General features: G+C 62.2%; 19 protein-coding genes and 3 tRNA genes. 13 read left to right on the top strand and 9 right to left on the bottom strand.

The features are described from left to right. Positions 1-108 precede the first annotated feature (108 nt). Positions 109-2,019, top strand: coding sequence for a potassium transporter Kup (locus tag WF331_RS25260; protein ID WP_234229488.1), 1,911 nt, complete (start codon positions 109-111; stop codon positions 2,017-2,019). 134 nt (positions 2,020-2,153) lie between these two features. Here the strand turns inward: WF331_RS25260 and WF331_RS25265 are convergent, their stop codons facing one another. The 5 genes from WF331_RS25265 to WF331_RS25285 all read right to left on the bottom strand — a co-directional run bounded on the left by WF331_RS25265 (position 2,154) and on the right by WF331_RS25285 (position 6,847). Next, the gene (locus tag WF331_RS25265; RefSeq protein ID WP_016498312.1) at positions 2,154-3,446 is read right to left on the bottom strand and encodes a virulence factor family protein; all 1,293 of its coding nucleotides are present in this window, start codon (positions 3,444-3,446) and stop codon (positions 2,154-2,156) included. Next, positions 3,446-6,088 carry a bifunctional lysylphosphatidylglycerol flippase/synthetase MprF gene (gene mprF / locus WF331_RS25270; protein ID WP_016498313.1) on the bottom strand — a complete coding sequence of 881 codons (2,643 nt, stop codon included), beginning with the start codon at positions 6,086-6,088 and terminating at the stop codon, positions 3,446-3,448. The genes WF331_RS25265 and mprF overlap by 1 nt, the downstream gene beginning before the upstream one ends. Positions 6,089-6,349: 261 nt before the next feature. After that, positions 6,350-6,426 (bottom strand) — tRNA-Met (locus tag WF331_RS25275). A 133-nt stretch (positions 6,427-6,559) separates the two neighbouring features. Beyond that, positions 6,560-6,636, bottom strand: a tRNA-Met gene (locus WF331_RS25280). Positions 6,637-6,770: 134 nt separating this feature from the next. Further along, positions 6,771-6,847 (bottom strand) — tRNA-Met (locus tag WF331_RS25285). A gap of 220 nt (positions 6,848-7,067) precedes the next feature. On the opposite strand from WF331_RS25285, the gene dinB reads away from it, so the two are divergent. Continuing rightward, a complete protein-coding gene (gene dinB, locus WF331_RS25290) occupies positions 7,068-8,126 on the top strand; it encodes a DNA polymerase IV (RefSeq protein WP_162471781.1) in 1,059 nt (352 codons plus the stop codon). 27 nt (positions 8,127-8,153) lie between these two features. On the opposite strand, the gene WF331_RS25295 is transcribed toward dinB, so the two are convergent. The 3 genes from WF331_RS25295 to WF331_RS25305 form a co-directional block, all read right to left on the bottom strand. After that, a complete protein-coding gene (locus WF331_RS25295) occupies positions 8,154-9,107 on the bottom strand; it encodes a hypothetical protein (RefSeq protein ID WP_016498315.1) in 954 nt (317 codons plus the stop codon). A gap of 20 nt (positions 9,108-9,127) precedes the next feature. Further along, positions 9,128-10,843, bottom strand: a complete 1,716-nt coding sequence (locus WF331_RS25300) for a proline--tRNA ligase (RefSeq protein ID WP_016498316.1) — start codon at positions 10,841-10,843, stop codon at positions 9,128-9,130. Between the two features lie 160 nt (positions 10,844-11,003). After that, positions 11,004-12,284: an OprD family porin gene (locus WF331_RS25305; RefSeq protein WP_016488662.1), complete on the bottom strand. Its 1,281-nt coding sequence runs from the start codon at positions 12,282-12,284 to the stop codon at positions 11,004-11,006. A 692-nt stretch (positions 12,285-12,976) separates the two neighbouring features. Here WF331_RS25305 and WF331_RS25310 point away from each other — a divergent pair. Then, on the top strand, positions 12,977-13,396 hold the full coding sequence (locus WF331_RS25310) for an HIT family protein (RefSeq protein WP_151325940.1): 420 nt from the start codon (positions 12,977-12,979) through the stop codon (positions 13,394-13,396). Position 13,397: 1 nt separating this feature from the next. Continuing rightward, entirely contained in the window at positions 13,398-13,604 is a 207-nt protein-coding gene (locus WF331_RS25315) for a SlyX family protein (protein ID WP_016498318.1), read from the top strand. Between the two features lie 62 nt (positions 13,605-13,666). Here WF331_RS25315 and WF331_RS25320 read toward each other — a convergent pair whose 3' ends face one another. Further along, positions 13,667-14,260, bottom strand: a complete 594-nt coding sequence (locus WF331_RS25320; protein WP_049276753.1) for a cold-shock protein — start codon at positions 14,258-14,260, stop codon at positions 13,667-13,669. A 280-nt stretch (positions 14,261-14,540) separates the two neighbouring features. Here WF331_RS25320 and WF331_RS25325 point away from each other — a divergent pair, with 280 nt between their 5' ends. The 9 genes from WF331_RS25325 to ybgC all read left to right on the top strand — a co-directional run bounded on the left by WF331_RS25325 (position 14,541) and on the right by ybgC (position 21,590). Further along, the gene (locus tag WF331_RS25325; RefSeq protein ID WP_003254783.1) at positions 14,541-15,014 is read left to right on the top strand and encodes a Dps family protein; all 474 of its coding nucleotides are present in this window, start codon (positions 14,541-14,543) and stop codon (positions 15,012-15,014) included. Between the two features lie 141 nt (positions 15,015-15,155). Beyond that, positions 15,156-15,485: a ribbon-helix-helix domain-containing protein gene (locus WF331_RS25330; RefSeq protein ID WP_016488658.1), complete on the top strand. Its 330-nt coding sequence runs from the start codon at positions 15,156-15,158 to the stop codon at positions 15,483-15,485. A gap of 92 nt (positions 15,486-15,577) precedes the next feature. After that, positions 15,578-15,799 carry an FmdB family zinc ribbon protein gene (locus tag WF331_RS25335; RefSeq protein ID WP_016498320.1) on the top strand — a complete coding sequence of 74 codons (222 nt, stop codon included), beginning with the start codon at positions 15,578-15,580 and terminating at the stop codon, positions 15,797-15,799. Between the two features lie 93 nt (positions 15,800-15,892). Beyond that, positions 15,893-17,668, top strand: a complete 1,776-nt coding sequence (gene aspS / locus WF331_RS25340; RefSeq protein WP_016498321.1) for an aspartate--tRNA ligase — start codon at positions 15,893-15,895, stop codon at positions 17,666-17,668. 114 nt (positions 17,669-17,782) lie between these two features. Then, entirely contained in the window at positions 17,783-18,529 is a 747-nt protein-coding gene (locus WF331_RS25345) for a YebC/PmpR family DNA-binding transcriptional regulator (protein WP_059394726.1), read from the top strand. Between the two features lie 188 nt (positions 18,530-18,717). Next, positions 18,718-19,242, top strand: a complete 525-nt coding sequence (ruvC, locus tag WF331_RS25350) for a crossover junction endodeoxyribonuclease RuvC (protein WP_016498323.1) — start codon at positions 18,718-18,720, stop codon at positions 19,240-19,242. Positions 19,243-19,351: 109 nt separating this feature from the next. Then, positions 19,352-19,969, top strand: a complete 618-nt coding sequence (gene ruvA / locus WF331_RS25355; RefSeq protein ID WP_016498324.1) for a Holliday junction branch migration protein RuvA — start codon at positions 19,352-19,354, stop codon at positions 19,967-19,969. Next, a complete protein-coding gene (gene ruvB, locus WF331_RS25360; protein ID WP_016488653.1) occupies positions 19,966-21,012 on the top strand; it encodes a Holliday junction branch migration DNA helicase RuvB in 1,047 nt (348 codons plus the stop codon). Before ruvA ends, ruvB begins: the two co-directional genes overlap by 4 nt. 125 nt (positions 21,013-21,137) lie before the next feature. Next, positions 21,138-21,590, top strand: a complete 453-nt coding sequence (gene ybgC, locus WF331_RS25365; RefSeq protein WP_340623386.1) for a tol-pal system-associated acyl-CoA thioesterase — start codon at positions 21,138-21,140, stop codon at positions 21,588-21,590.

A 21,590-nucleotide genomic window follows, 5' to 3' on the forward strand; every position in this document is an offset into this window, starting at 1 on the left:
TACGACGAACGCTGCGCTATGCTTCGCGCCGTTGCGTGAAGGTGCCTTCGGGGGCCTGGCGCGCGAGTGAATACTAAAGGCCGAGATGGCCGTCTGCGGGAGTGGTCGATGGTTCAGGCAAGCAGTCACGCCGAGGGCGGGCACGCGGGGAAGCAGGGGGCGGCGCGGTCGCTGGGCCTGCTCGTGGCGGCGGTCGGGGTGGTTTATGGCGATATTGGCACCAGCCCGTTGTATACCCTCAAGGAAGTCTTCACCGGCGGCTACGGGGTGCCGGTCAACCATGATGGCGTGCTGGGGATCCTGTCGCTGATCCTGTGGTCGCTGTTGTGGGTGGTGTCGTTCAAGTATGTGATGTTCATCCTGCGCGCCGACAACCAGGGCGAGGGTGGCACCATGGCGCTGACCGCGCTGGCGCGGCGGGCTACGGCCGCCTACCCGCGGTTGCGTACGCTGATGGTGATCTGCGGTTTGATCGGCGCTTCGCTGTTCTATGGCGACAGCATGATCACCCCGGCGGTATCGGTGCTCTCGGCCGTGGAGGGCATGGGCCTGGCGTTTGACGGAATCGACCACTGGGTGGTGCCGATTTCGCTGGTGGTGCTGGTGGCGCTGTTCCTGGTGCAGAAGCACGGCACCGAGAAAATCGGCAAGCTGTTCGGCCCGATCATGGTCACCTGGTTCGTGGTGCTGGGCGCATTGGGCGTGCACGGTATCTCACAGAGCCCGGAAGTGCTCAAGGCCTTCAACCCGGGCTGGGCGGTGAACTTCTTCGTGGTTCACCCAGGCATGGGCGTCGCCATCCTCGGTGCCGTGGTGCTGGCGCTGACCGGTGCCGAGGCGCTCTATGCCGACATGGGCCATTTTGGCCGCAAGCCGATCGCCCGGGCCTGGTTCATCCTGGTGCTGCCCGCGTTGGTGCTCAACTATTTCGGCCAGGGTGCACTGCTGCTGCAAAACCCGGAGGCGGCCCGCAACCCCTTCTATCTGCTGGCGCCGAGCTGGGCGCTGCTGCCGTTGGTCGGGTTGGCCACAATGGCCACTGTGATCGCCTCGCAGGCGGTCATTTCCGGGGCCTTTTCCCTGACCCGCCAGGCCATCCAGCTGGGTTACATTCCGCGCATGCAGATCCAGCACACCTCCAGCGACGAGCAGGGGCAGATCTACATTGGCGCCGTGAACTGGACGCTGATGGTGGGCGTGGTGCTGCTGGTGATCGGCTTCGAGTCGTCCGGCGCCCTGGCGGCGGCCTACGGCGTGGCGGTAACCGGCACCATGCTGATGACCACCATTCTGGTGTCGGCGGTGATGCTGCTGTTGTGGAAGTGGCCGCCGGTGCTGGCAGTACCGATCCTGGTGGGCTTCCTGTTTGTGGATGGGCTGTTCTTCGCCGCCAACGTGCCGAAAATCGTCCAGGGCGGTGCCTTCCCGGTGCTGGCTGGCGGTGTGCTGTTCCTGCTGATGAGCACCTGGAAGCGCGGCAAGCAGATTCTGGTGGAGCGCATTGACGAAGGTGCGCTGCCATTGCCCCTGTTCATCAGCAGTATCCGCATTCAGCCGCCGCACCGGGTCGAAGGGACGGCGGTGTTCCTCACTGCCCGGTCGGATGCCGTGCCCCACGCCTTGTTGCACAACATGCTGCATAACCAGGTGCTGCACAGCCAGGTGGTGTTGCTGACTGTGGTCAGCGAGGACCGGCCGCGTGTACCGGAGCAGGAGCGCTTCGAGGTGGAGGCTTATGGTGACGGGTTCTTCCGAGTGCTGTTGCACTTTGGCTTCATGGACGAGCCCGACGTGCCGGCGGCATTGAAGCTGTGCCATCTGGACGATCTGGACTTCACCCCGATGCGCACCACTTACTTCCTCAGCCGCGAGACGGTAATCGCGTCGCGGCTGGAGGGGATGTCGCGCTGGCGGGGCAACCTGTTCGCGTTCTTGCTGAAGAATGCCAACGGGAATCTGCGCTTCTTCAACCTGCCGCTGAACCGGGTGATCGAACTGGGGACCCAGGTCGAGATCTGATTGCCAAGGGCTGCTATGCAGCCCATCGCCGGCAAGCCAGGCTCCCACAGGGAGAGCACAATGGTGGAGATGTGCGCAGTAGATGTGGGAGCCTGGCTTGCCGGCGATGGGCCGCAAAGCGGCCCCAATCATTATCAGTTCTGTTCGGCGACGCTGGACTTGCCCTGGCGTGTCTCGATCTCACCAATCAAGCGCTTGGCCAGCGCCGGGTAGTTCTCATCAAAGTGGTGCCCCCCAGGCAGCTTCAGGCGCTCACCCACCGCGGTCTTTTCGGTGCAACCGCTTTCGTCGGTCTCTTCCACGCCATACACGCACACCACCTTGGCGGCCGGCAGCCTGGCCATTTCCGGACCGGTTGGGGCCTCCTGGCCTTCCTTGCCCAGCCAGCCCTCGACCTCGATCTCGAAGCTGCCGCTGCGGGCAAAGGCCAGCAGCATCACCGCGTCGATGCGTTGCTGGTCCTCCACCGGCAGGCGGTTGTAGATTGCCGGCAGCACATCGGCACCGAACGAATAGCCAGTCAGTACAAAGCGCTTGGTACCCCACTTCTGCCGGTAATGTTGCATCAGCTCGGACAGGTCGGCCGCACTTTGCTCCGGGGTCTTGTGCTGCCAGTAATAGCGCAGGGTGTCGATACCCACCACCGGGTAGCCCAGCTTGGCCATTTCCCCGGCGACATCGCGGTCCAGGTCACGCCAGCCGCCGTCACCGGAGAGGAACAGGGTGACTGTGTCGGTTGTCTGCCCGGCCGGCACTTCTACCACGGGGATAGCCAGGGCGTTGCCATCGTGGCCTACCAGCGCTTGGGTCAGCTGGGCCTTGAGCACTTGTGGCAAGTGGATGTCGTAGTCACTGATGCTGGTTTCGGCATTGGCCTGGTCGCGTACGAACGCGGCACTGGCGTCATCCGGGTTGTCGTTCCAGGCGACGTTCCAGTGGCCATGGGCAGCCGCTTTGGGCAGCGGTGCCTGGCAGCCGGGTTGCTCGACGGTGAAGTCCACGGAAATTGCCCGGGCCTTGTCGTCGTTCTGGCTGGCCAGCCAGCGCCAGGCCTGGGCGGCGCCAGGGCCGATACCAGCGACCAATGTCGGCTTGTCGGACAGCTCGGCCAGGGCCTGGTCCATGACCTGTTGCTGCTTGCTGCAGTCGTTAGGCGGCAAAACCACCTGCACCAGCTGGGCTTCACCGGCCTGGCTCAGGTCGAGCAACTGCTTGTCCGTCAGCGCCTGATCCTGTGGCACACCGATGGCCACTCGGGCCTTGGGGTGCACGCCCGGGGTCACGCGGGTGATGCTGGCGCCATTGCTGCTCAATTGCTCCAGGCGCGCCTCGGGGGCCGGGCGCGTCCACAGCCAGAATGCCAGCACCCCTCCCAGGGCGGCCAGCAGCAGAGGAACCAGCAGGTACAGCCAAAAGCGTCGGGTCATCAACGTTTCACCAATCCAGTCAGGCCGCCTGCAATCAGGGCGGCAGTATCGGCCAGTGCCACAAGCGGGTCGAGCCCGGCCGGCACGGCCATGTAGCGGGGTTCCCAATCCGGTTGGAATTTGTCCTTGAAGCGTCGAAGCCCCTGGAAGTTGTAAAGCTGTTCGCCACGGCGGAACACCATCGAGCCCAGGCGCTGGGTCAGGGGCGCGCCACGCCGCGGCTGCAGGCCTGAAAGCGGCACCATGCCCAGGCTGAAGCGGGAATACTCATGGCTTTTGTAGTGCAGGATCAGGCCGATCATCATGAACTCCATGGTCAGCTTCGGTGCCTCGGGGTGTGCACGCATCAGGTCGAGGCTGGCCAGCTCGTTGCTGTGGGTCTCCAGCAGATTGGCGAACGCCACCGGCCGGCCCTGGAAGCGGATCAGGGCGATGCGGAAATGCTGCAGGTACTCCGGGCTAAAGCGCCCCAGCGAAAAGCCTTTTTCGCGCACGTTTTTACCGTCGAGCCAGGCATCGGAAATTTCCTTCAGCTCTGCCAGCGGGGCGTGGCCAGGTTCGTGAATTTCCAGGCTCAGGCCGTCGCGGCCACCGCGGTTCCACGTGTAGCGCAGGTCCTTCATCTCTTTGCCCTTGGCTTCGAGGTCGAAGCGGCGCAAGTCCACCCGGGCTTCTTCGCCCAGCTTCAGTGCGGTCAGGCCAATGTCCATATAGAACGGCAGGTTTTCGGCGCGCACCTGGTAGAACACTGGCCGGGCGTGGTGCAGGTCGCACAGGTCACGGAACTGCCAGATCATTTCGGCGCGTTCCTGGGCCGGGCCGATCGGGTCGTACAGGGCCACCAGGCTACGGCCGCGACGGGCGTACATAAGGAAGGCATTGTCGCGTGGGTGAAACAGCAACGCCTTGTCGCCGGTCAGGGCCAGGCCGCCGTCGGGCTGGTCGGAGGCCAGCAGGATACGGTTGGCGCGCTGCAGTTCTTCGTCGTCGGGCAGGTGGATCACCGGCGGCGCGGTGCGCAGCAGCCAGGTCAGCGCCAAGGCAGCCAGCAGCAAGGCGCTGCCCATGGCGGCGCGCAGGCCGCGCGGGGCATCAGCGTCGAGGGTGAACTGCCACCACAGCTGATGGCTGTAGGGCACATCCTGGTAGGCAAACAACAACAGCCACACCGATGCGCCGACCGCACAGGCACTGGCCACCAGGAACACTGGCGAAAATGGCAGCTCCAGCAGGCGGCTGGGGCGGTAGAACGAGCGACGGAACAGGGCTAGCAGGGCCGCGGTGAAGGTCAGCAGGCAAGCCTCTTCCCAGTCAAAGCCCTTGAGCAGCGACAGCAGGGCACCGACCAGGAGCAGCACGGTGGTCAGCAGCCAGGCCGCGGACAGCCGCCGGCGCAGGCCTTGGGCCAGCAACAGGCACAGCACGCCGATCAGGCTCGCGCCAAAGTGCGAGGCATCGATCAGCCGGTGCGGCACCAGGAAGCCCATGTGCTCGAGGCGCGTGTCGATCTCGGGCGTGACGCCGGAAAACAGCAGCACCACCCCAGACAGGAATACCATTATCGACAGGATGGGGGCGGCCATCCCGGAGGCGGCCTTGATGGCCTGCTGGGCGAACAGCAGGCGCCGGGCTTCATTGGCCAGCAGCAGTACGCAGGCCAGCAGCAGGGGCAGCACCACATAGATCAGCCGGTACAGCAGCAGGGCGGCCGCCAGCGGCGCGGCACCCAGCTGGTCGGCAAAGGCCGCCAGCAGGATGGCTTCGAACACCCCGACGCCGCCCGGTACGTGGCTGAGCACGCCTGCGGCCAGGGCCAGCAGGTACACCAGCACAAACGCGCCAAAGGGTGGTGCTTCAGGCAGCAGCAGATACAGTACGGTGGCGGCCGCTGCCACATCCAGCGCGGTAATCAGCAATTGCAGGGCGGCCAGGCGCCCGCCCGGCAGCCGCAGTGTACGGCGGCCCAGTTGCACCAGCAGGTTATTGGCCAGCGGTTGTTCGGCCAAGCGCCGGCGGTACAGGCCGAACACCAGCAGGGCGGACGCCACCAGCACGGCGGCGGCGATACCTGCCAGCAGGCCAGGCGCCAACCCCAGTGCGGTCGAGGCTGCCGGCAGGTCGCTCAAGGTTGCCAAGGCGGCGAGGGGGGGCAGCGCGCAGCCCAGCGACAGGCTGGCAAACACGGTCATGCGTGCGACTTCGCCAGCGCCCAGCCCCTGGCGTGCATACAGGCGGTAGCGCACCGAGCCACCCGAAAGCATCGACAGCCCGATGGCGTTGCCAATGGCAAAGGCGCTGAAGCCGCCAAGCACCAGGCTGCGTGCCGGCAGTTTCACGCCGGCATAGCGGCTGGCCGACCACTCGTAACCCAGCAGGATCACGAAGCCGATTACGGTCGCCAGCAATGCACCCAGCACTGACTGGGCCGGTACGCTGAGCATGGCATCGTGCAAGGCATAGATGTCCAGCTCGCTCAGCAGGTGGCGGCAGGCAATCAACGCCATGGTGAACAGCACCAGGGTCACTGCCAGGCCGATGGGCTGGCGGTAGCGGCTCACGCGTTCGAGCAAGGGCAGACGCTGCACGGCACCGGGTAGCGCCGAGGCCAGTGGCACCGGAGGTTCGGGGTTGTGAGAAGTCATGGGTTGCCTCGGGCATGCAGCGCGAGGTTGAGGGGAGGTACGGCCAAGTTAAAGTCCCTTAAGAAAACGTATCCAATGTTACTCCGGCCTCAGGCGCTTTCAGCGGCTTGGCAGGGTTAAAGATAGTTCATCCTGGGCACGATGCCTCAAGCCTGCGTGTTGGCTGGAGGGCGGGGAAAATTGATGCGACGAAAAGCAGGAAGGGCAGAAGCAACAAACCCCGCGCTGCTGTTAAACAGGCGGGGTTTGTTCTGACGAATATGGTTGCGGGAGCCGGATTTGAACCGACGACCTTCGGGTTATGAGCCCGACGAGCTACCAGGCTGCTCCATCCCGCGTCAGTGGGGCGGATTCTACAGCGTGTGGTTTGTATGTCAAGCGCTAAGCTTTGATTTGTCGATGTTTTTCCGATGGCAGTTTCAGTGGACAAAGAAAAAGGCCACTGCGTTAACAGTGGCCTTTTCTTGAACTTGGTTGCGGGAGCCGGATTTGAACCGACGACCTTCGGGTTATGAGCCCGACGAGCTACCAGACTGCTCCATCCCGCGTCTGTGGGGCGCATTCTACAGTTTGCTGAGGGTGTGTCAAGCGCTAAGCTCTGATTTATCAAAGGTTTTTCGGTTTTACTTTTTCGAAGGCAAAGAAAAAGGCCACTGTATGAACAGTGGCCTTTTCTTGAATCTGGTTGCGGGAGCCGGATTTGAACCGACGACCTTCGGGTTATGAGCCCGACGAGCTACCAGGCTGCTCCATCCCGCGCCTGTGAGATCGAATTCTACGGATTTACGCCACAGTGTCAAGCAGTTTCATTGAAAAACCCTTTTTTGTTCAAACCCTTAGCGCTCGTCAGCAGCAAGCGGCTCAGGCGTGACGGGGCTTTCAGGCAGATTGTCGGGTGATGCAGCGGGTGAGGTGTTTCAGGCAGGTCGCATGCGATACTATCTGTATGAATTTACAGTGCTGACGGCCATCCATGTCCTTGCGCAAGATCATCCACGTCGACTGCGATTGCTTCTACGCCGCGATCGAGATGCGTGACGACCCCCGCTTGGCCGGGCGGCCCATGGCGGTTGGGGGCTCGCCTGAGCACCGTGGGGTGATCGCTACCTGCAACTATGAAGCGCGTGCCTATGGTGTGCGCTCGGCCATGTCGTCACGGCATGCACTGAAGCTGTGCCCCGACCTGTTGATCGTCAAGCCGCGCTTCGAGGCCTACCGTGAGGCCTCGCGGGAAATCCATGCGATCTTCCGCGACTACACCGAGCTGATCGAGCCTTTATCGCTGGACGAAGCCTACCTGGATGTAAGTGACAGCCAGTGGTATTCGGGCAGTGCCACGCGCATCGCCGAGGATATCCGCCGGCGTGTCGCCCGCACACTGCATATCACCGTGTCGGCGGGCGTTGCGCCAAACAAGTTCCTGGCCAAGATTGCCAGTGACTGGCGCAAGCCCAACGGGCTGTTCGTGATTACCCCGGGCGAGGTCGAGGCCTTTGTCGCCGCCTTGCCGGTGGCCAGGCTGCATGGGGTGGGCAAGGTGACGGCAGATAAACTGACGCGGCTGGGCATCGAAACCTGCCTTGACCTGCGTGAATGGTCGCGCCTGGCACTGGTGCGTGAGTTTGGCAGCTTTGGCGAGCGTTTGTGGGGGCTGGCGCGGGGTGTAGATGAGCGTGCAGTACACAATGACAGCCGCAGGCAGTCGGTCAGTGTGGAAAACACTTACGACACCGACCTGCCGGACCTGGCCAGTTGCCTGGCGCGGTTACCCGAGCTGCTGGAGAGCCTGAACGAGCGCATCGCCCGTATGGACAGCAGTTATCGGCCGGACAAGCCGTTCGTCAAGGTCAAGTTCCATGACTTCAGCCAGACCACGATGGAGCAGGCAGGGGCCGGGCGGGACCTTGAAAGTTATCGACAGCTTCTGGGGCAGGCGTTCGCCCGGGGTGGCAAGCCGGTGCGCTTGCTGGGGGTAGGGGTGAGGTTGCGCGATTTGCGCGGAGCGCATGAGCAGTTGGAGCTGTTTACGCCTGAATGAAAAGGGGCCGCATAGCGGCCCCTTCTTTTACTGCACGCCCGGATCTGCCACCAACCGGCCAGTGGCCTTGGTCAGCGATTGCAGAAATTCCTGCTGCAGCTCCGGATCGTTGCGAGTCAGCTCGATCAGGCTTTGTTCCATTTCACTGGCTTCTTCTTCAAGGCCCAGCTCCGACAGACGCTTCACCCGATGTACCCACTGGCCGACATCATCATCTTCGAGGTCGTCGAAGATCAGCTCATGGGCTTCGAGCAGCTTGTTGCGCAAGGTGGCGCTGACCAGCAGGCTGGCATCACCCCGCACCGCGTTGTCCTCGTCGAGTACCTGAAGGTGCAGGGTGCCGACGTGGTTGAGATTCTGCTCGGAGAACGGGCTGTCGAGCAGGTTCAGGCGCAGCACGCCGTTCCTGTCGGTGGTCAGCTCGTGGGTCATCTTGCCGGCCTTGACCTCGACCAGGCGTTCGCTCCAGGGCACGCTGGTCGATTCCTCGCGCTTGCCTTTCTGCACTTCGCTGATCCCGGCCAGGTTCTGCTGGGCACGCCCGTTGGACGGCACGTTCATGAACGGGTTGAGTCCGTCCACGCCATAGCTCAGCCAGTCATGGGTGATGCTTTCCGGCAGGTTGCCCAAAGCGAAGACGTTGACCACGTTGGCGCCGACGCCCGCTACCACGGCCACTGCACCCAGCGGGATCTCGTAGACCTCCCGCCAGGGCTGGTAAGGCGTGTAGCGGTCATAGCGACGGGTGACTTCGAACTCGGTGACTTCGAAGCGCTTTTGCTCATGCACGCGCACACGTCGTTGCGGCAGCTCCATCACCTTCGGCTCGCCGACATCGATCTGCAGGGTGTGCTCGAGCAATTTGCGCTCGACGCGCTCCTCGTGGTCACTGCGCTGGGACATCTGGTTGGCGCAGCCGCTGACGAGCAGGGCGCCGCACAGTGCGGCGCCCCCCAGGGTAAAGGTACTTCGCTTGAACATGATCACTCGTGCATTGGTTATCAGCGGCGAACGCGGGCCTGCAGGAAGCTCAGCACTTCATTGAGCGGCAACGCCTGGGCGTCCTGCTCGGTGCGGTGCTTGTACTCCAGGTTGCCTTCGGCCAGGCCGCGATCGCTGACGACGATGCGGTGTGGGATGCCGATCAGCTCCATGTCGGCAAACTTGATGCCTGGGCTGGTCTTTTTATCGCGGTCGTCCAGCAGCACTTCGAAGCCGGCGGCGGTCAGTTCGGCGTACAGCTTGTCGGTTGCCTCGCGAACCACCTCGGTTTCGTAGCGCAGCGGTACCAGAGCGATCTGGAACGGGGCCAGGGCATCGTTCCAGATGATGCCCTTGTCGTCATAGCTCTGCTCGATGGCAGCGGCGACGACGCGGGACACACCGATACCGTAGCAGCCCATCGACAGAACCACCGGCTTGCCGTTCTCTCCCAGTACCTGGCACTTCAGCGCTTCGCTGTACTTGGTGCCCAGCTGGAAGATGTGGCCCACTTCAATGCCGCGCTTGATCACCAGGGTGCCCTGGCCGTCCGGGCTTGGGTCGCCTTCGACCACGTTACGCAGGTCGGCGACCTGTGGAACCGGCAGGTCGCGCTCCCAGTTCACGCCGAAGTAGTGTTTGTCGTCGATGTTGGCGCCGATGCCGAAGTCGCTCATCAGGGCAACCGAACGGTCGATGATGCATTCCAGCGGCAGGTTCAGCGGGCCGAGCGAGCCGGCACCGGCGCCAATGGCGTCGCGCAGTTCGGCTTCGGTGGCCATGACCAGAGGGTCGGCAACCTGTTCCAGCTTGGTGGCCTTGATTTCGTTCAGCTCGTGGTCGCCGCGAACGATCAGGGCAATCAGCTTGCCTTCTTCAGCGCCGCGCACGATCAGGGTCTTGACGGTCTTCTCGATCGCCAGGCCGTGGTTTTCAACCAGTTGTGCAATGGTCTTGGCCTCTGGCGTGTCGACCAGGCGCAGCTCCTCGGTAGGGGCAGGGCGCACGGTTTCACGCGGGATGGCCTCGGCCTTCTCGATGTTGGCGGCGTAGTCGGAGCTGTCGCTGAAGATCACGTCGTCTTCGCCGGATTCTGCCAGCACGTGGAATTCGTGCGAGTAGCTGCCACCGATCGAGCCGGTGTCGGCCTGCACTGGGCGGAAGTCCAGGCCCAGGCGGGTGAATACGTTGCTGTACGCCTGGTGCATGCGGTCGTAGGTTTCCTGCAGGGAAGCCTGGTCGGCATGGAACGAGTAGGCGTCCTTCATGATGAACTCGCGGCCGCGCATCAGGCCGAAGCGCGGGCGGATCTCGTCACGGAACTTGGTCTGGATCTGGTACATGTTGAGCGGCAGCTGTTTATAGCTGGACAGCTCGTTACGGGCCAGGTCGGTGATGACTTCTTCGTGGGTCGGGCCAACGCAGAAGTCGCGCTGGTGGCGGTCCTTCAGGCGCAGCAGCTCAGGGCCGTACTGTTCCCAGCGACCGGACTCCTGCCACAGCTCGGCAGGCTGGATGCTTGGCATCAGCACTTCCAGGGCGCCGGCGGCGTTCATTTCCTCACGCACCACGGCCTCGACCTTGCGCATTACCCGCAGGCCCATCGGCAGCCAGGTGTACAGGCCGGAGGCCAGTTTGCGGATCATGCCGGCACGCAGCATGAGCTGATGGCTGATGACCACTGCGTCGGCAGGGGTTTCTTTCTGGGTGGCGAGCAAATATTGACTGGTGCGCATGGTTAGCCGTGTCGATTGCCTAAGACGTTGAAATAGCCCCGCATTGTACGGGGGCGAAACGAAGGCGTACAGGATGCCCCAGGGCGGGCCGCTTGTCAGCCAAGAAAAAGCCCGGCGAGATCGCCGGGCTTTTTCAGGTGCGGGGCACTGCAAGCCAGGCTTACAGGATGCTCAGCGGGTACTCCACGATCAGACGCAGTTCGTCGATCGAGCTCGAACCGTAGTAAACGCCGTCGCTGGAGCGGTAGGTGGCTTGACGCACGCGCAAGCTCAGGTCTTTGGCCGGGCCGCTCTGCAGTACGTACTTGACGTCTACGTCGCGTTCCCATTCCTTGCCGTTGTTGGTGCTTTCGGTAGTGGCACCCGAGCCGCGAACATAACGGGTCATGAAGGTCAGGCCAGGTACGCCGTATTCGGCGAAGTTCAGGTCGTAGCGCGCCTGCCAGGACTTCTCGTCTTCGGCGTTGAAGTCGGAACGGGCAACGGAGTTGGCCAGGAAGATGGTGCCGCCACCGTCGACGCCGTAAGCGTAGTCGCCGTCGCCGCTGACCTTCTGGTAAGCCAGGGTGAAGGTGTGGGCGCCAATGTTGTAGGCTGCCGAGAGGCTGGCTGCAATGTTGTCCAGTTCGTTGCTGCCGTCAGCCTTGCTGACGAATGCGCCGGTCAGGTTGTCGCCGATGGACTTGGTGTCATAGATGTTGAAGTCGAACACCAGGCCTTGCTTGTCGCTGATCGGCAGCGCCCAGTTGATGTTGCCGTACCACTTGCGGAAGTGGTCTTCAATGCGCGAGTAGTAGACGCTGGTGCTGAGGTTGTCGTTGATGGCATAGGTGCCACCGAAGACGTTGGCCTCGGTCAGGCGCAGGCTGTCGTGGTAAGTCTGAGCCTGGGCGTTCAGCGCGGTGAAGTGACCGGCGTGCAGGGTGAGGCCATCGATTTCGTTGCTGGTGATCAGGCCACCTTCAGCGACCTCTGGCAGCAGTCGGCTATCGTCGGTGGCCAGTACCGGCAGGGCGGTGAACTGGTCGCCAAACTTCAGCACGGTATTGGACACGCGCAGTTTTACTGCACCGCCGCCTTCGGAGTAGTCATCTTGCGAACGGCCATCGGAGGCAGTCGGGAACAGGCCGGTGCCGGCGCGGCCTTTGCCGCTGTCCAGTTTCAGGCCCAGCATGCCGATGGCGTCAACGCCGAAGCCTACGGTGCCCTGGGTGAAGCCCGATTCGAAGGTGCCCAGGAAGCCCAGGCCGGTTTCTTCGACGCGGCTCTTGCCGCTGTCGTTGTTACGGAAGTCACGGCTGAAGTACAGCATGCGGGTTTTTACGTTCAGCTTGCTGTCTTCGAGGAAACCTTTGGACTCGTCTTGTGCCGAGGCCATTGCCAACTGCGAGGTCCCTGCCGCAACGGCCAGGGCGATCATGCTCCACTTCATCACGCGCATCGTGATTTGCTCCTTTGGTTTTTAGGAAGAGTACCGCCGCGCCCAAGTGTTTTAGTTATAGGGTGCAGCTCTTTCTTGTTATGTCGGCGAAAATGTATAGCACGCTGACTGTTGTTGGCGATATGGCTATATAGACTCTTTGCGGAACTTTTTTGCCATGTCGCTTTTAGGTATTTCCATGTCGCAAATCACGCCCCGGTTTATGGGCCGTATAACGCCAGCGCTGTTCCTGTCACCGTAACGAATCTGTAATTACTGATTCTGGTTGAGGAAACTCCCTGGTAACCAATGCCGCTGTTGTTATTTGTCGCGTACACCTGCCACTGCAGATGTCGTGCCGACTTGGCGTGAAGTGAATGCAACAAGCGTGCTCAAAATTCGCAACACTTCATGAAATTTTCACAAAATCTGCTACCGAGGGTCGGAAAGTGCCGTAAACACGGGGCGAAGGCTGCCTCAGGGCATGATGGAGTCGAGAATCATTAAAATTTAAAAAGCTGCCATGAAAGTCAATGTGTTACCGCAACTTGTTCATCCAGAGTCGTTTGTGGGGTGACAAGTGTGGTGGCGGCGCGCAGGCGGCCTCATTTTGGTGCGAAAAGTAGCGCTGTGTTACCGGGAATGTGCAAGGTATCCTTGCAGGCCTGTTTTCCGCTTGAAAGCGGGTTGTTTTTGCCTGAAGGAGATATGCCGTGTTCGTCCTGGATTCGCGTTTGCAGCAGGATTCCCTGGTGCTGGGGGAGTTTGCGTTGTGCCAGCTGTTGCTGAGCAAGGATGCCAACTACCCATGGTTCATCCTGGTGCCCAAGCGCGCCGGCATCAGCGAGCTGTTCGAGCTGGAAGCGGCAGAGCAGCAGCAGTTGTGGCAGGAAACCACCCTGCTGGCTGAAGCACTGAAGGCCAGCTACGGCGCCGACAAGATGAACGTGGCCACCCTGGGCAATGTGGTCAGTCAGTTGCACATGCACGTGATCGTGCGCCAGCGTGACGATGCCGCCTGGCCAGCACCGGTGTGGGGCAAGTGCCCGGCCGTGGCCTACCGCGACGACCAGTTGCAAGCCGTTCGCCAGCGCGTGCGTGGGCTGCAGCTTGCTGGCTATCAGGAGGCCTGACATGTCGCTGGAATTGCGAATCGTCGAACTGGAAACCCGCCAGGCGTTCCAGGATGACACCCTGCAGGCGTTGAATGATGTGGTGGTCGAGCAGGCGCAGGTGATCGAGCGGCTGAAATTACAGGTGGCCGAACTGATCAAGCGTCATGAAGAGATGGTCGGCCAGTACGGCACCGAAGGTGAAGAGGCACCGCCGCCTCATTACTGATCACACGAATCCTGGTGGGCGCGGGCATGGCCGCGCCCACCAGGAGCGCTATCGCAAGACAATCAGCGGCGGGTAACTGCCACCACATCTTCGGCCTGCAGACCCTTGTCGCGGTGCATCACCGAAAACTCCACGCGCTGGCCTTCGACCAGGATGCGGTGGCCTTCGCCGCGTATGGCACGAAAGTGCACGAAGATGTCATCACCCGAATCGCGGGAGATGAAACCAAAGCCTTTCGAGGTGTTGAACCACTTCACCGTACCGGTATCACGGTTGCCAGCATCCTGGGCGGCATGCTGGCTGCTGCGTGCCTTGCGCGGGCTGCGGGCAAAGCCCACCGCCAGGTGCAGGGCCACGGCCAGTGCCACACAGACCAGCGCCGCGAGGTTGCCCATTTCCGGGCGAGCCAGCAGCGTCAGGGTCTGCAGCACCACCGCCACCACCAGTAGGGCGCAGGCAAGGTGCTGCAACTGCTGACGGGCGCCGCGGTAGTACAGCGGCACGACCGGGGCCAGGACCAGGTTGAGCAGGCCGAGCAGGGCAAGGTAAACCGCGTCGGGTTGTTGCAGGAAGGGTGTTGCATCGGTTTTCAGGCTGGGTATGAGCGATAGCAGCAAGGCTGCCACGCCCGTCACCAGATGGACGATCTTGAACATGGGGTTGGCTCACAGTTGATAAGGCCGATCACAGGAAGAGCTGGCAGCACGGTGCGCATGAGGTGTTGGGCGCGAACACGTGACAAGCCAGCCTATGCACCCGGCAATGACAGTCCGCACGGGTGGCACGGTGCCTATTTAACAGCAAAGGCGAAGGCTACTCAAACCGCAGGCCTCAGTGGGCGATGTGTTGCGCCATGTCACAGGCAGTGTGGGTCAAGTGTTGCTACAGTGGTCGGCGTCCGCTTGAGTCTCAAGCCTTATGGAAAGGGGAACTTCAATGGCAATCGATATCGGTATCAGTGAAGAAGATCGCAAGTCCATCGTCGATGGGCTGTCCCGCCTGTTGTCGGATACCTACGTGCTGTATCTGAAAACCCATAATTTCCACTGGAACGTCACCGGTCCGTCGTTCCGCACCCTGCACTTGATGTTCGAAGAGCAGTACAACGAACTGGCACTGGCAGTCGATTCGATTGCCGAGCGCATCCGTGCCCTGGGCTTCCCTGCGCCGGGGTCTTATGCATTCTATGCACGGCATTCCTCTATCAAGGAGGAGGAAGGCGTACCCCCGGCGGACGAGATGATCCGCCAGCTGGTCCAGGGCCAGGAGGCCGTGGTGCGTACTGCGCGCAGTATTTTCCCGGTAGTGGACAAGGTCAGTGACGAGCCGACTGCCGACTTGCTGACCCAGCGCATGCAGGTGCACGAGAAAACCGCGTGGATGCTGAGGGTCTTGCTCGACGGCAAGTAATCAACAAGCGGTGCGTCCCCGGCAGGTGCAGCACAAGGCTGCGCCTGTCGGTAACTGTGCGGGAAGACTTTGCCGCTGCTCTAAACCTGCTGCCCAGCGCTTCATTGGTCACCTGTTACCGGTGACGAGGAAGAAGGGCGCATGATGCAAGCGAGCAAGCGTGTGGCTGGTCAGGGGAGCTGGCCAGGAAAACAGTGCATTGATCCGTTCAAGGCAGATTTCGATATGTTGCAGACGCAGCCGGTGTCACGTTCGGTGCGGCTCAACGGTTTTTCCACCTGCCTGCGTCTGGAGGCCGTCTACTGGGGCATCCTGGAACGCATCGCCGCCGCCAACCGCTGTTCGGTCAGTGCGGTGTTGTCCTACGTGGACCGCGAAGTGCACCTGCGCCAGGGTGGAGTGCGCAACTTCAGTGGGCTGATTCGGGTAATCTGCGTTGCCTGGCTGCAAGACCCCCCAAGTGTGCGCTGATCGCCTGGCGGGCTGCGCAGTGCTTGCTAACCATATATAATCCCGCTTTTTGCTGCCCTGGCAGCGAGCGTTGTGGTTGACGAGAGACACCCATGCCCCTTTATGACTATCAATGTGCATCCTGCGAGCACCGCATGGAAGCACTGCAGAAGATCAGCGCCGCGCCGCTGACCGATTGCCCGGCCTGCCAGGCGCCGGCGCTGAAGAAGCTGCTGTCGGTGCCAGGCTTCCGCCTGAGCGGTAATGGTTGGTACGAAACCGACTTCAAGACCGGGGCGAAAAAGAATCTTGCAGGCGGCGACAAGGCCGACTGAGTTGAATGCTGTGACCGGGTCTTGCAGTATTAGCCCTCCGGGCGGCCAAGGCCTCCACCGAATACACGAATCACGAGAAGCGAAACCACCATCATGATGCGCAGCCATTATTGCGGCCAACTGAACGAGAGCCTGGACGGCCAGGAAGTCACCCTTTGCGGCTGGGTCCATCGTCGCCGCGACCACGGCGGGGTGATCTTCCTCGACATCCGTGACCGCGAAGGCATGGCCCAGGTCGTGTTCGACCCGGATCGCGCCGAAACCTTCGCCGCCGCCGACCGCGTGCGCAGCGAATACGTCGTGCAAGTCACCGGCAAGGTGCGCAAGCGCCCTGACGGCGCGGTGAATGCCAACATGGCCTCCGGTGCCATCGAGATCCTTGGCTACCAGCTGACCGTGCTCAACGAAGCAGAAACCCCGCCGTTCCCGCTGAACGAATACTCCGACGTCGGCGAGGAAACCCGCCTGCGTTACCGCTTCATCGACCTGCGTCGCCCGGAAATGGCCGAGAAGCTGCGTCTGCGTTCGCGCATCACCACCAGCATCCGTCGCTTCCTCGATGAAAACGGCTTCCTCGACGTCGAAACGCCGATCCTGACCCGTGCCACCCCGGAAGGCGCGCGTGACTACCTGGTGCCAAGCCGTACCCACGCCGGTAGCTTCTTCGCCCTGCCGCAGTCGCCCCAGCTGTTCAAGCAGCTGCTGATGGTCGCCGGCTTCGACCGCTACTACCAGATCGCCAAGTGCTTCCGTGACGAAGACCTGCGTGCTGACCGCCAACCGGAATTCACCCAGATCGACATCGAGACCAGCTTCCTCGATGAAAGCGAGATCATGGGCCTGACCGAGAGCATGATCCGCAAGCTGTTCAAGGAAGTGCTGGACCTGGAATTCGGCGAATTCCCGCACATGACCTTCGAAGAAGCCATGCGCCGTTACGGCTCCGACAAGCCAGACCTGCGTAACCCGCTGGAACTGGTCGACGTTGCCGACCAGCTGAAGGATGTCGACTTCAAGGTATTCGCAGGCCCGGCCAACGATCCGAAGTGCCGCGTTACCGCCCTGCGCGTGCCTGGCGCCGCCAGCATGCCGCGCAGCAAGATCGACGAGTACACCAAGTTCGTTGGCATCTACGGTGCCAAGGGCCTGGCGTACATCAAAGTCAACGAGCGCGCCAAGGGCGTCGAAGGCCTGCAGTCGCCGATCGTCAAGAACATCCCTGAAGCCAACCTCAACGTGATCCTCGATCGCGTTGGCGCGGTCGATGGCGACATCGTTTTCTTCGGTGCCGACAAGTTCAAGATCGTCAGCGAGGCCCTGGGCGCACTGCGCATCAAGGTCGGCAACGACTTCAACCTGCACACCTGCGAGTGGGCACCGATGTGGGTCGTCGACTTCCCGATGTTCGAAGAGAACGAAGACGGCAGCTTCACCGCGCTGCACCACCCGTTCACCGCGCCGAAGTGCTCGCCGGAAGAGCTTGAGGCCAACCCGGCCACAGCCCTGTCCCGTGCCTACGACATGGTCCTGAACGGTACTGAACTGGGTGGCGGTTCGATTCGTATCCACCGCAAAGAGATGCAACAGGCTGTGTTCCGCCTGCTGGGCATCGAAGCGGCGGAACAGGAAGAGAAGTTCGGCTTCCTGCTCGACGCCCTGAAGTTCGGTGCGCCGCCGCACGGTGGACTGGCCTTTGGTCTGGACCGCTTGGTCATGCTGATGACCGGCGCCCAGTCGATCCGTGAAGTGATCGCCTTCCCGAAAACCCAGAGCGCCGCGTGCGTCATGACTCAGGCCCCTGGCCTGGTCGACGCCAAGGCCCTGCGCGAGCTGCACATCCGACTGCGCGAACAGACCAAGGTCGAGTAAGCGGTCCCCGGGCGCATCCACATGGATGCGCCTTTGCGTTTCGGCGCAGGTATTTTCCCGTCCCGCCCCGTACAGGGGCGGGGCTGTTTGTGATTCAAAGTATTCGGAGTCGTTATGGCTGGTCATTCCAAGTGGGCGAACATCAAGCACCGCAAAGAGCGCCAGGATGCCAAGAGAGGCAAGGTCTTCACCAAGTGGATCCGCGAGCTGACGGTCGCTGCCAAGCAGGGCGGCCCTGACCCGGCATCCAACCCGCGCCTGCGTCTGGCGCTGGACAAGGCCTTGGGCGCCAACATGAGCCGCGACATCATCGATCGCGCCGTGGCCCGTGGTGCCGGCACCAACGAAAGCGACAACGTCGAAGAGCTCAGCTACGAAGGTTACGGTCCGGGTGGCGTGGCGATCATGGTCGAGACCATGACCGACAACCGCAACCGCACCGCCGCCGCCGTGCGGCATGCCTTCACCAAGTGTGGCGGCAACCTGGGTACCGACGGCTCGGTGGCCTACCTGTTCGAGCGCAAGGGGCAGATCAGTTTTGCCCCGGGCGTGGATGAAGACGCGCTGATGGAAGCGGCGATGGAAGCCGATGCTGACGACGTGGTGGCCAACGATGACGGCTCGTTCGACGTGTTTACCTCGTTCAACAGCTTCTATGCCGTGCGTAACGCCCTGGAAGAGGCTGGTTTCAAGGCCGATGACGCAGAAATCGTCATGCAGCCGACCACCAGTGCCGAGCTCGACCAGGACGGTGCTGAAAAGGTGCTCAAGCTGATCGACATGCTCGAAGATCTGGATGACGTGCAGAACGTCTACTCCAATGCCCAGATTTCCGACGAGATCATGGAAAATATCGGCTAAGGTCTCCTGACCCTTCGCGTCAAGGCTGCTATTGGGGCCGCTGCGCAGCCCATCGCCGGCAAGCCAGCTCCCACAGGTACAGTGCATCTCTTCAGGCCTGCACTGTACTCGTGGGAGCTGGCTTGCCGGCGATCGGTCGCGCAGCGGCCCTAATGGTCTTGAACCGTGAGCTTTGAACGACAGGCACTATGACTCTGATTCTTGGTATCGACCCCGGTTCGCGCATCACCGGCTACGGCGTAGTACGCCAGACCGCCCGTGGTTGCGAGTACGTGGCGTCGGGCTGCATCCGCACCGGCAGCGGCGAGCTGCACGAGCGGCTGCAGATCGTTTTTCGTGGTGTCAGTGAAATCATCGCCCAGCACGAACCGGTGACCATGGGCATCGAGCGGGTGTTCATGGCGCGCAATGCCGACTCGGCGTTGAAGCTCGGCCAGGCCCGCGGCGCGGCTATCGTCGCTGCCGCCGAAGCCGGCCTGGAAATCGCTGAATACAGCGCCACACAGGTCAAGCAAGCGGTGGCCGGCACCGGTGGGGCCAACAAGGAGCAGGTGATGATGATGGTCATGCACCTGCTGAAACTGACGCAAAAGCCGCAGATCGACGCCTCCGATGCTTTGGCCATCGCGTTGTGCCACGCTCACACCCGTTCCAGCCTGGTGCCCCATGGCCTGGCCACGGCGCGGCGGCGCGGCGGGCGCTTGCGTCTGTAGGCGCTTCATGCGCTGATACACATTTTGTTCGGGTGATGCGTTCACCCGTTGCATTTGCTGATAGGGTTGAGCGGTCTTTGACCGGCTCCCCGAGAGGAAGGATCGGAACGTGATTGGACGTTTGCGCGGCACCCTGGCGGAGAAACAGCCGCCGCACCTGATTATCGACGTCAACGGCGTGGGTTACGAACTGGAAGTTCCCATGACCACGCTGTACCGTCTGCCCAAGGTGGGCGAACCCGTCACCGTGCACACCCATCTGGTCGTGCGCGAAGACGCCCACTTGCTCTATGGTTTTGCCGAAAAGCGCGAGCGCGAGCTGTTCCGCGAGCTCATCCGGCTTAACGGCGTGGGCCCGAAGCTGGCACTGGCGCTCATGTCCGGCCTGGAAGTCGACGAGCTGGTGCGCTGCGTGCAAGCCCAGGACACCTCGGCCCTGGTACGCGTGCCCGGTGTCGGCAAGAAAACCGCCGAACGCCTGCTGGTCGAGCTCAAGGACCGCTTCAAGGCCTGGGAAACCTCCCCGGCCATGTTCACCCTGGTGTCCGATGGCCCGCTGCCGGCCGCCAGCGAGTCGAGCGCCGAGGCTGATGCCGTCAGCGCCCTGGTCTCGCTGGGCTACAAGCCGCAGGAAGCCAGCAAGGCGATCGCCGCGATCAAAGACAAGGCCGGCCTGAGCAGTGAAGAGCTGATCCGCCGCAGCCTTAAAGGGATGATTACCAAGTGATCGAAGCCGACCGCCTGATTGCCGCCAGTGGCCGCGACCGCGAAGAGGTCCAGGACCGTGCGATTCGCCCGCTGAGCCTGGACGACTACATCGGCCAGCCGGTGGTGCGCGAGCAGATGGCGCTGTTCATCCAGGCCGCCCGTGGCCGCAGCGAGTCGCTCGACCACACGCTGATCTTCGGCCCGCCGGGGCTGGGCAAGACTACCCTGGCCAACATCATTGCCCATGAAATGGGTGTGTCGGTGAAGAGCACCTCGGGGCCGATCCTGGAGCGCCCGGGCGACCTGGCGGCCATGCTGACCAACCTCGAACCGCACGACGTGCTGTTCATCGACGAGATCCACCGGCTGTCGCCGGTCGTCGAAGAGGTGCTGTACCCGGCCATGGAGGACTTCCAGCTCGACATCATGATCGGCGAAGGGCCGGCGGCCCGTTCGATCAAGCTCGACCTGCCACCGTTTACCCTGGTGGGGGCTACCACCCGTGCAGGCATGCTCACCAACCCGTTGCGTGACCGCTTCGGTATTGTCCAGCGCCTGGAGTTCTACAGCGACAAGGACCTGGCCACCATCGTCAGCCGTTCGGCCAACATCCTTGGCCTGGTCATCGAAGACCAGGGCGCCTACGAGATTGCCCGGCGTGCCCGTGGCACGCCACGTATCGCCAACCGCCTGCTGCGCCGCGTGCGCGACTACGCCGAGGTGCGCGGCAAGGGCCAGATCACCAAAGCCGTGGCCGACATGGCGCTGAACCTGCTGGATGTCGACGAACGTGGCTTCGACCATTCCGACCGCCGCCTGCTGTTGACCATGATCGAGAAGTTCGATGGCGGCCCGGTAGGGGTGGACAACCTGGCTGCGGCCATCAGCGAAGAGCGTCATACCATCGAAGATGTGCTGGAGCCGTACCTGATCCAGCAGGGCTACATCATGCGCACGCCGCGCGGTCGCGTGGTCACCCGGCATGCCTACCTGCACTTTGGCCTGAATATTCCCGGGCGTTTGGGGGAGGGCGGTGATTTTTCCGAGCCAGGCGATGAATGACAGATCAAAAGCGACTTTTCGTGGTCCTACCGCTGGCATGCCAAGGGTGCGCTGGCAATAAGACATTAATGAAGAAAAAACAGTTGCCACAGCGGATTGGCAAGCTGAGGAGTAAGCACTAGAGTATGCGCGCGCAAAATCAGCTCGAATCGTTCGCACACCGTTGTCGCGTCTATTACGAAGATACCGATGCGGGCGGCGTGGTGTACTACGTCAACTACCTGAAATTCATGGAGCGCGCGCGCACCGAACGCCTGCGGCATCTGGGTTTTTCCCAGTCGCAGCTGGCCGAAGACAACCTGCTGTTCGTGGTCCATTCCAGCGAAGCGCGCTACCACGCGCCGGCGCGGCTGGACGACGCGTTGCGGGTGACCGCGCAAGTACTTGAACTCAATCGCGCCAGCCTGCGCTTTGTACAGCAGGTCTGGCGGGAAAAGGATGAAACGCTGCTCTGCGAAGGGCAGTTCCTGGTGGCCGCCGTGCGCGCCGACACTTTCAAACCCCGAGCCATACCCCCCCAGCTGCGCGACGCCTTGGCGGCGGACGGCTCGGGTAACCAATCGAATGCAGGAGAATAA

The organism is Pseudomonas sp. YNh (assembly GCF_037993085.1).
GTDB lineage: Bacteria > Pseudomonadota > Gammaproteobacteria > Pseudomonadales > Pseudomonadaceae > Aquipseudomonas > Aquipseudomonas putida.

Excerpts from the sequence above, each read along its gene's own strand:
- WF331_RS25260 (WP_234229488.1), top strand. The coding sequence starts at position 109 with ATGGTTCAGGCAAGCAGTCACGCCGAGGGCGGGCACGCGGGGAAGCAG.
- WF331_RS25265 (WP_016498312.1), bottom strand. The coding sequence starts at position 3,446 with ATGACCCGACGCTTTTGGCTGTACCTGCTGGTTCCTCTGCTGCTGGCC.
- mprF (WP_016498313.1), bottom strand. The coding sequence starts at position 6,088 with ATGACTTCTCACAACCCCGAACCTCCGGTGCCACTGGCCTCGGCGCTA.
- WF331_RS25295 (WP_016498315.1), bottom strand. The coding sequence starts at position 9,107 with ATGTTCAAGCGAAGTACCTTTACCCTGGGGGGCGCCGCACTGTGCGGC.
- WF331_RS25300 (WP_016498316.1), bottom strand. The coding sequence starts at position 10,843 with ATGCGCACCAGTCAATATTTGCTCGCCACCCAGAAAGAAACCCCTGCC.
- WF331_RS25305 (WP_016488662.1), bottom strand. The coding sequence starts at position 12,284 with ATGCGCGTGATGAAGTGGAGCATGATCGCCCTGGCCGTTGCGGCAGGG.
- WF331_RS25315 (WP_016498318.1), top strand. The coding sequence starts at position 13,398 with ATGTCGCTGGAATTGCGAATCGTCGAACTGGAAACCCGCCAGGCGTTC.
- WF331_RS25320 (WP_049276753.1), bottom strand. The coding sequence starts at position 14,260 with ATGTTCAAGATCGTCCATCTGGTGACGGGCGTGGCAGCCTTGCTGCTA.
- WF331_RS25325 (WP_003254783.1), top strand. The coding sequence starts at position 14,541 with ATGGCAATCGATATCGGTATCAGTGAAGAAGATCGCAAGTCCATCGTC.
- WF331_RS25330 (WP_016488658.1), top strand. The coding sequence starts at position 15,156 with ATGATGCAAGCGAGCAAGCGTGTGGCTGGTCAGGGGAGCTGGCCAGGA.
- WF331_RS25335 (WP_016498320.1), top strand. The coding sequence starts at position 15,578 with ATGCCCCTTTATGACTATCAATGTGCATCCTGCGAGCACCGCATGGAA.
- aspS (WP_016498321.1), top strand. The coding sequence starts at position 15,893 with ATGATGCGCAGCCATTATTGCGGCCAACTGAACGAGAGCCTGGACGGC.
- WF331_RS25345 (WP_059394726.1), top strand. The coding sequence starts at position 17,783 with ATGGCTGGTCATTCCAAGTGGGCGAACATCAAGCACCGCAAAGAGCGC.
- ruvC (WP_016498323.1), top strand. The coding sequence starts at position 18,718 with ATGACTCTGATTCTTGGTATCGACCCCGGTTCGCGCATCACCGGCTAC.
- ybgC (WP_340623386.1), top strand. The coding sequence starts at position 21,138 with ATGCGCGCGCAAAATCAGCTCGAATCGTTCGCACACCGTTGTCGCGTC.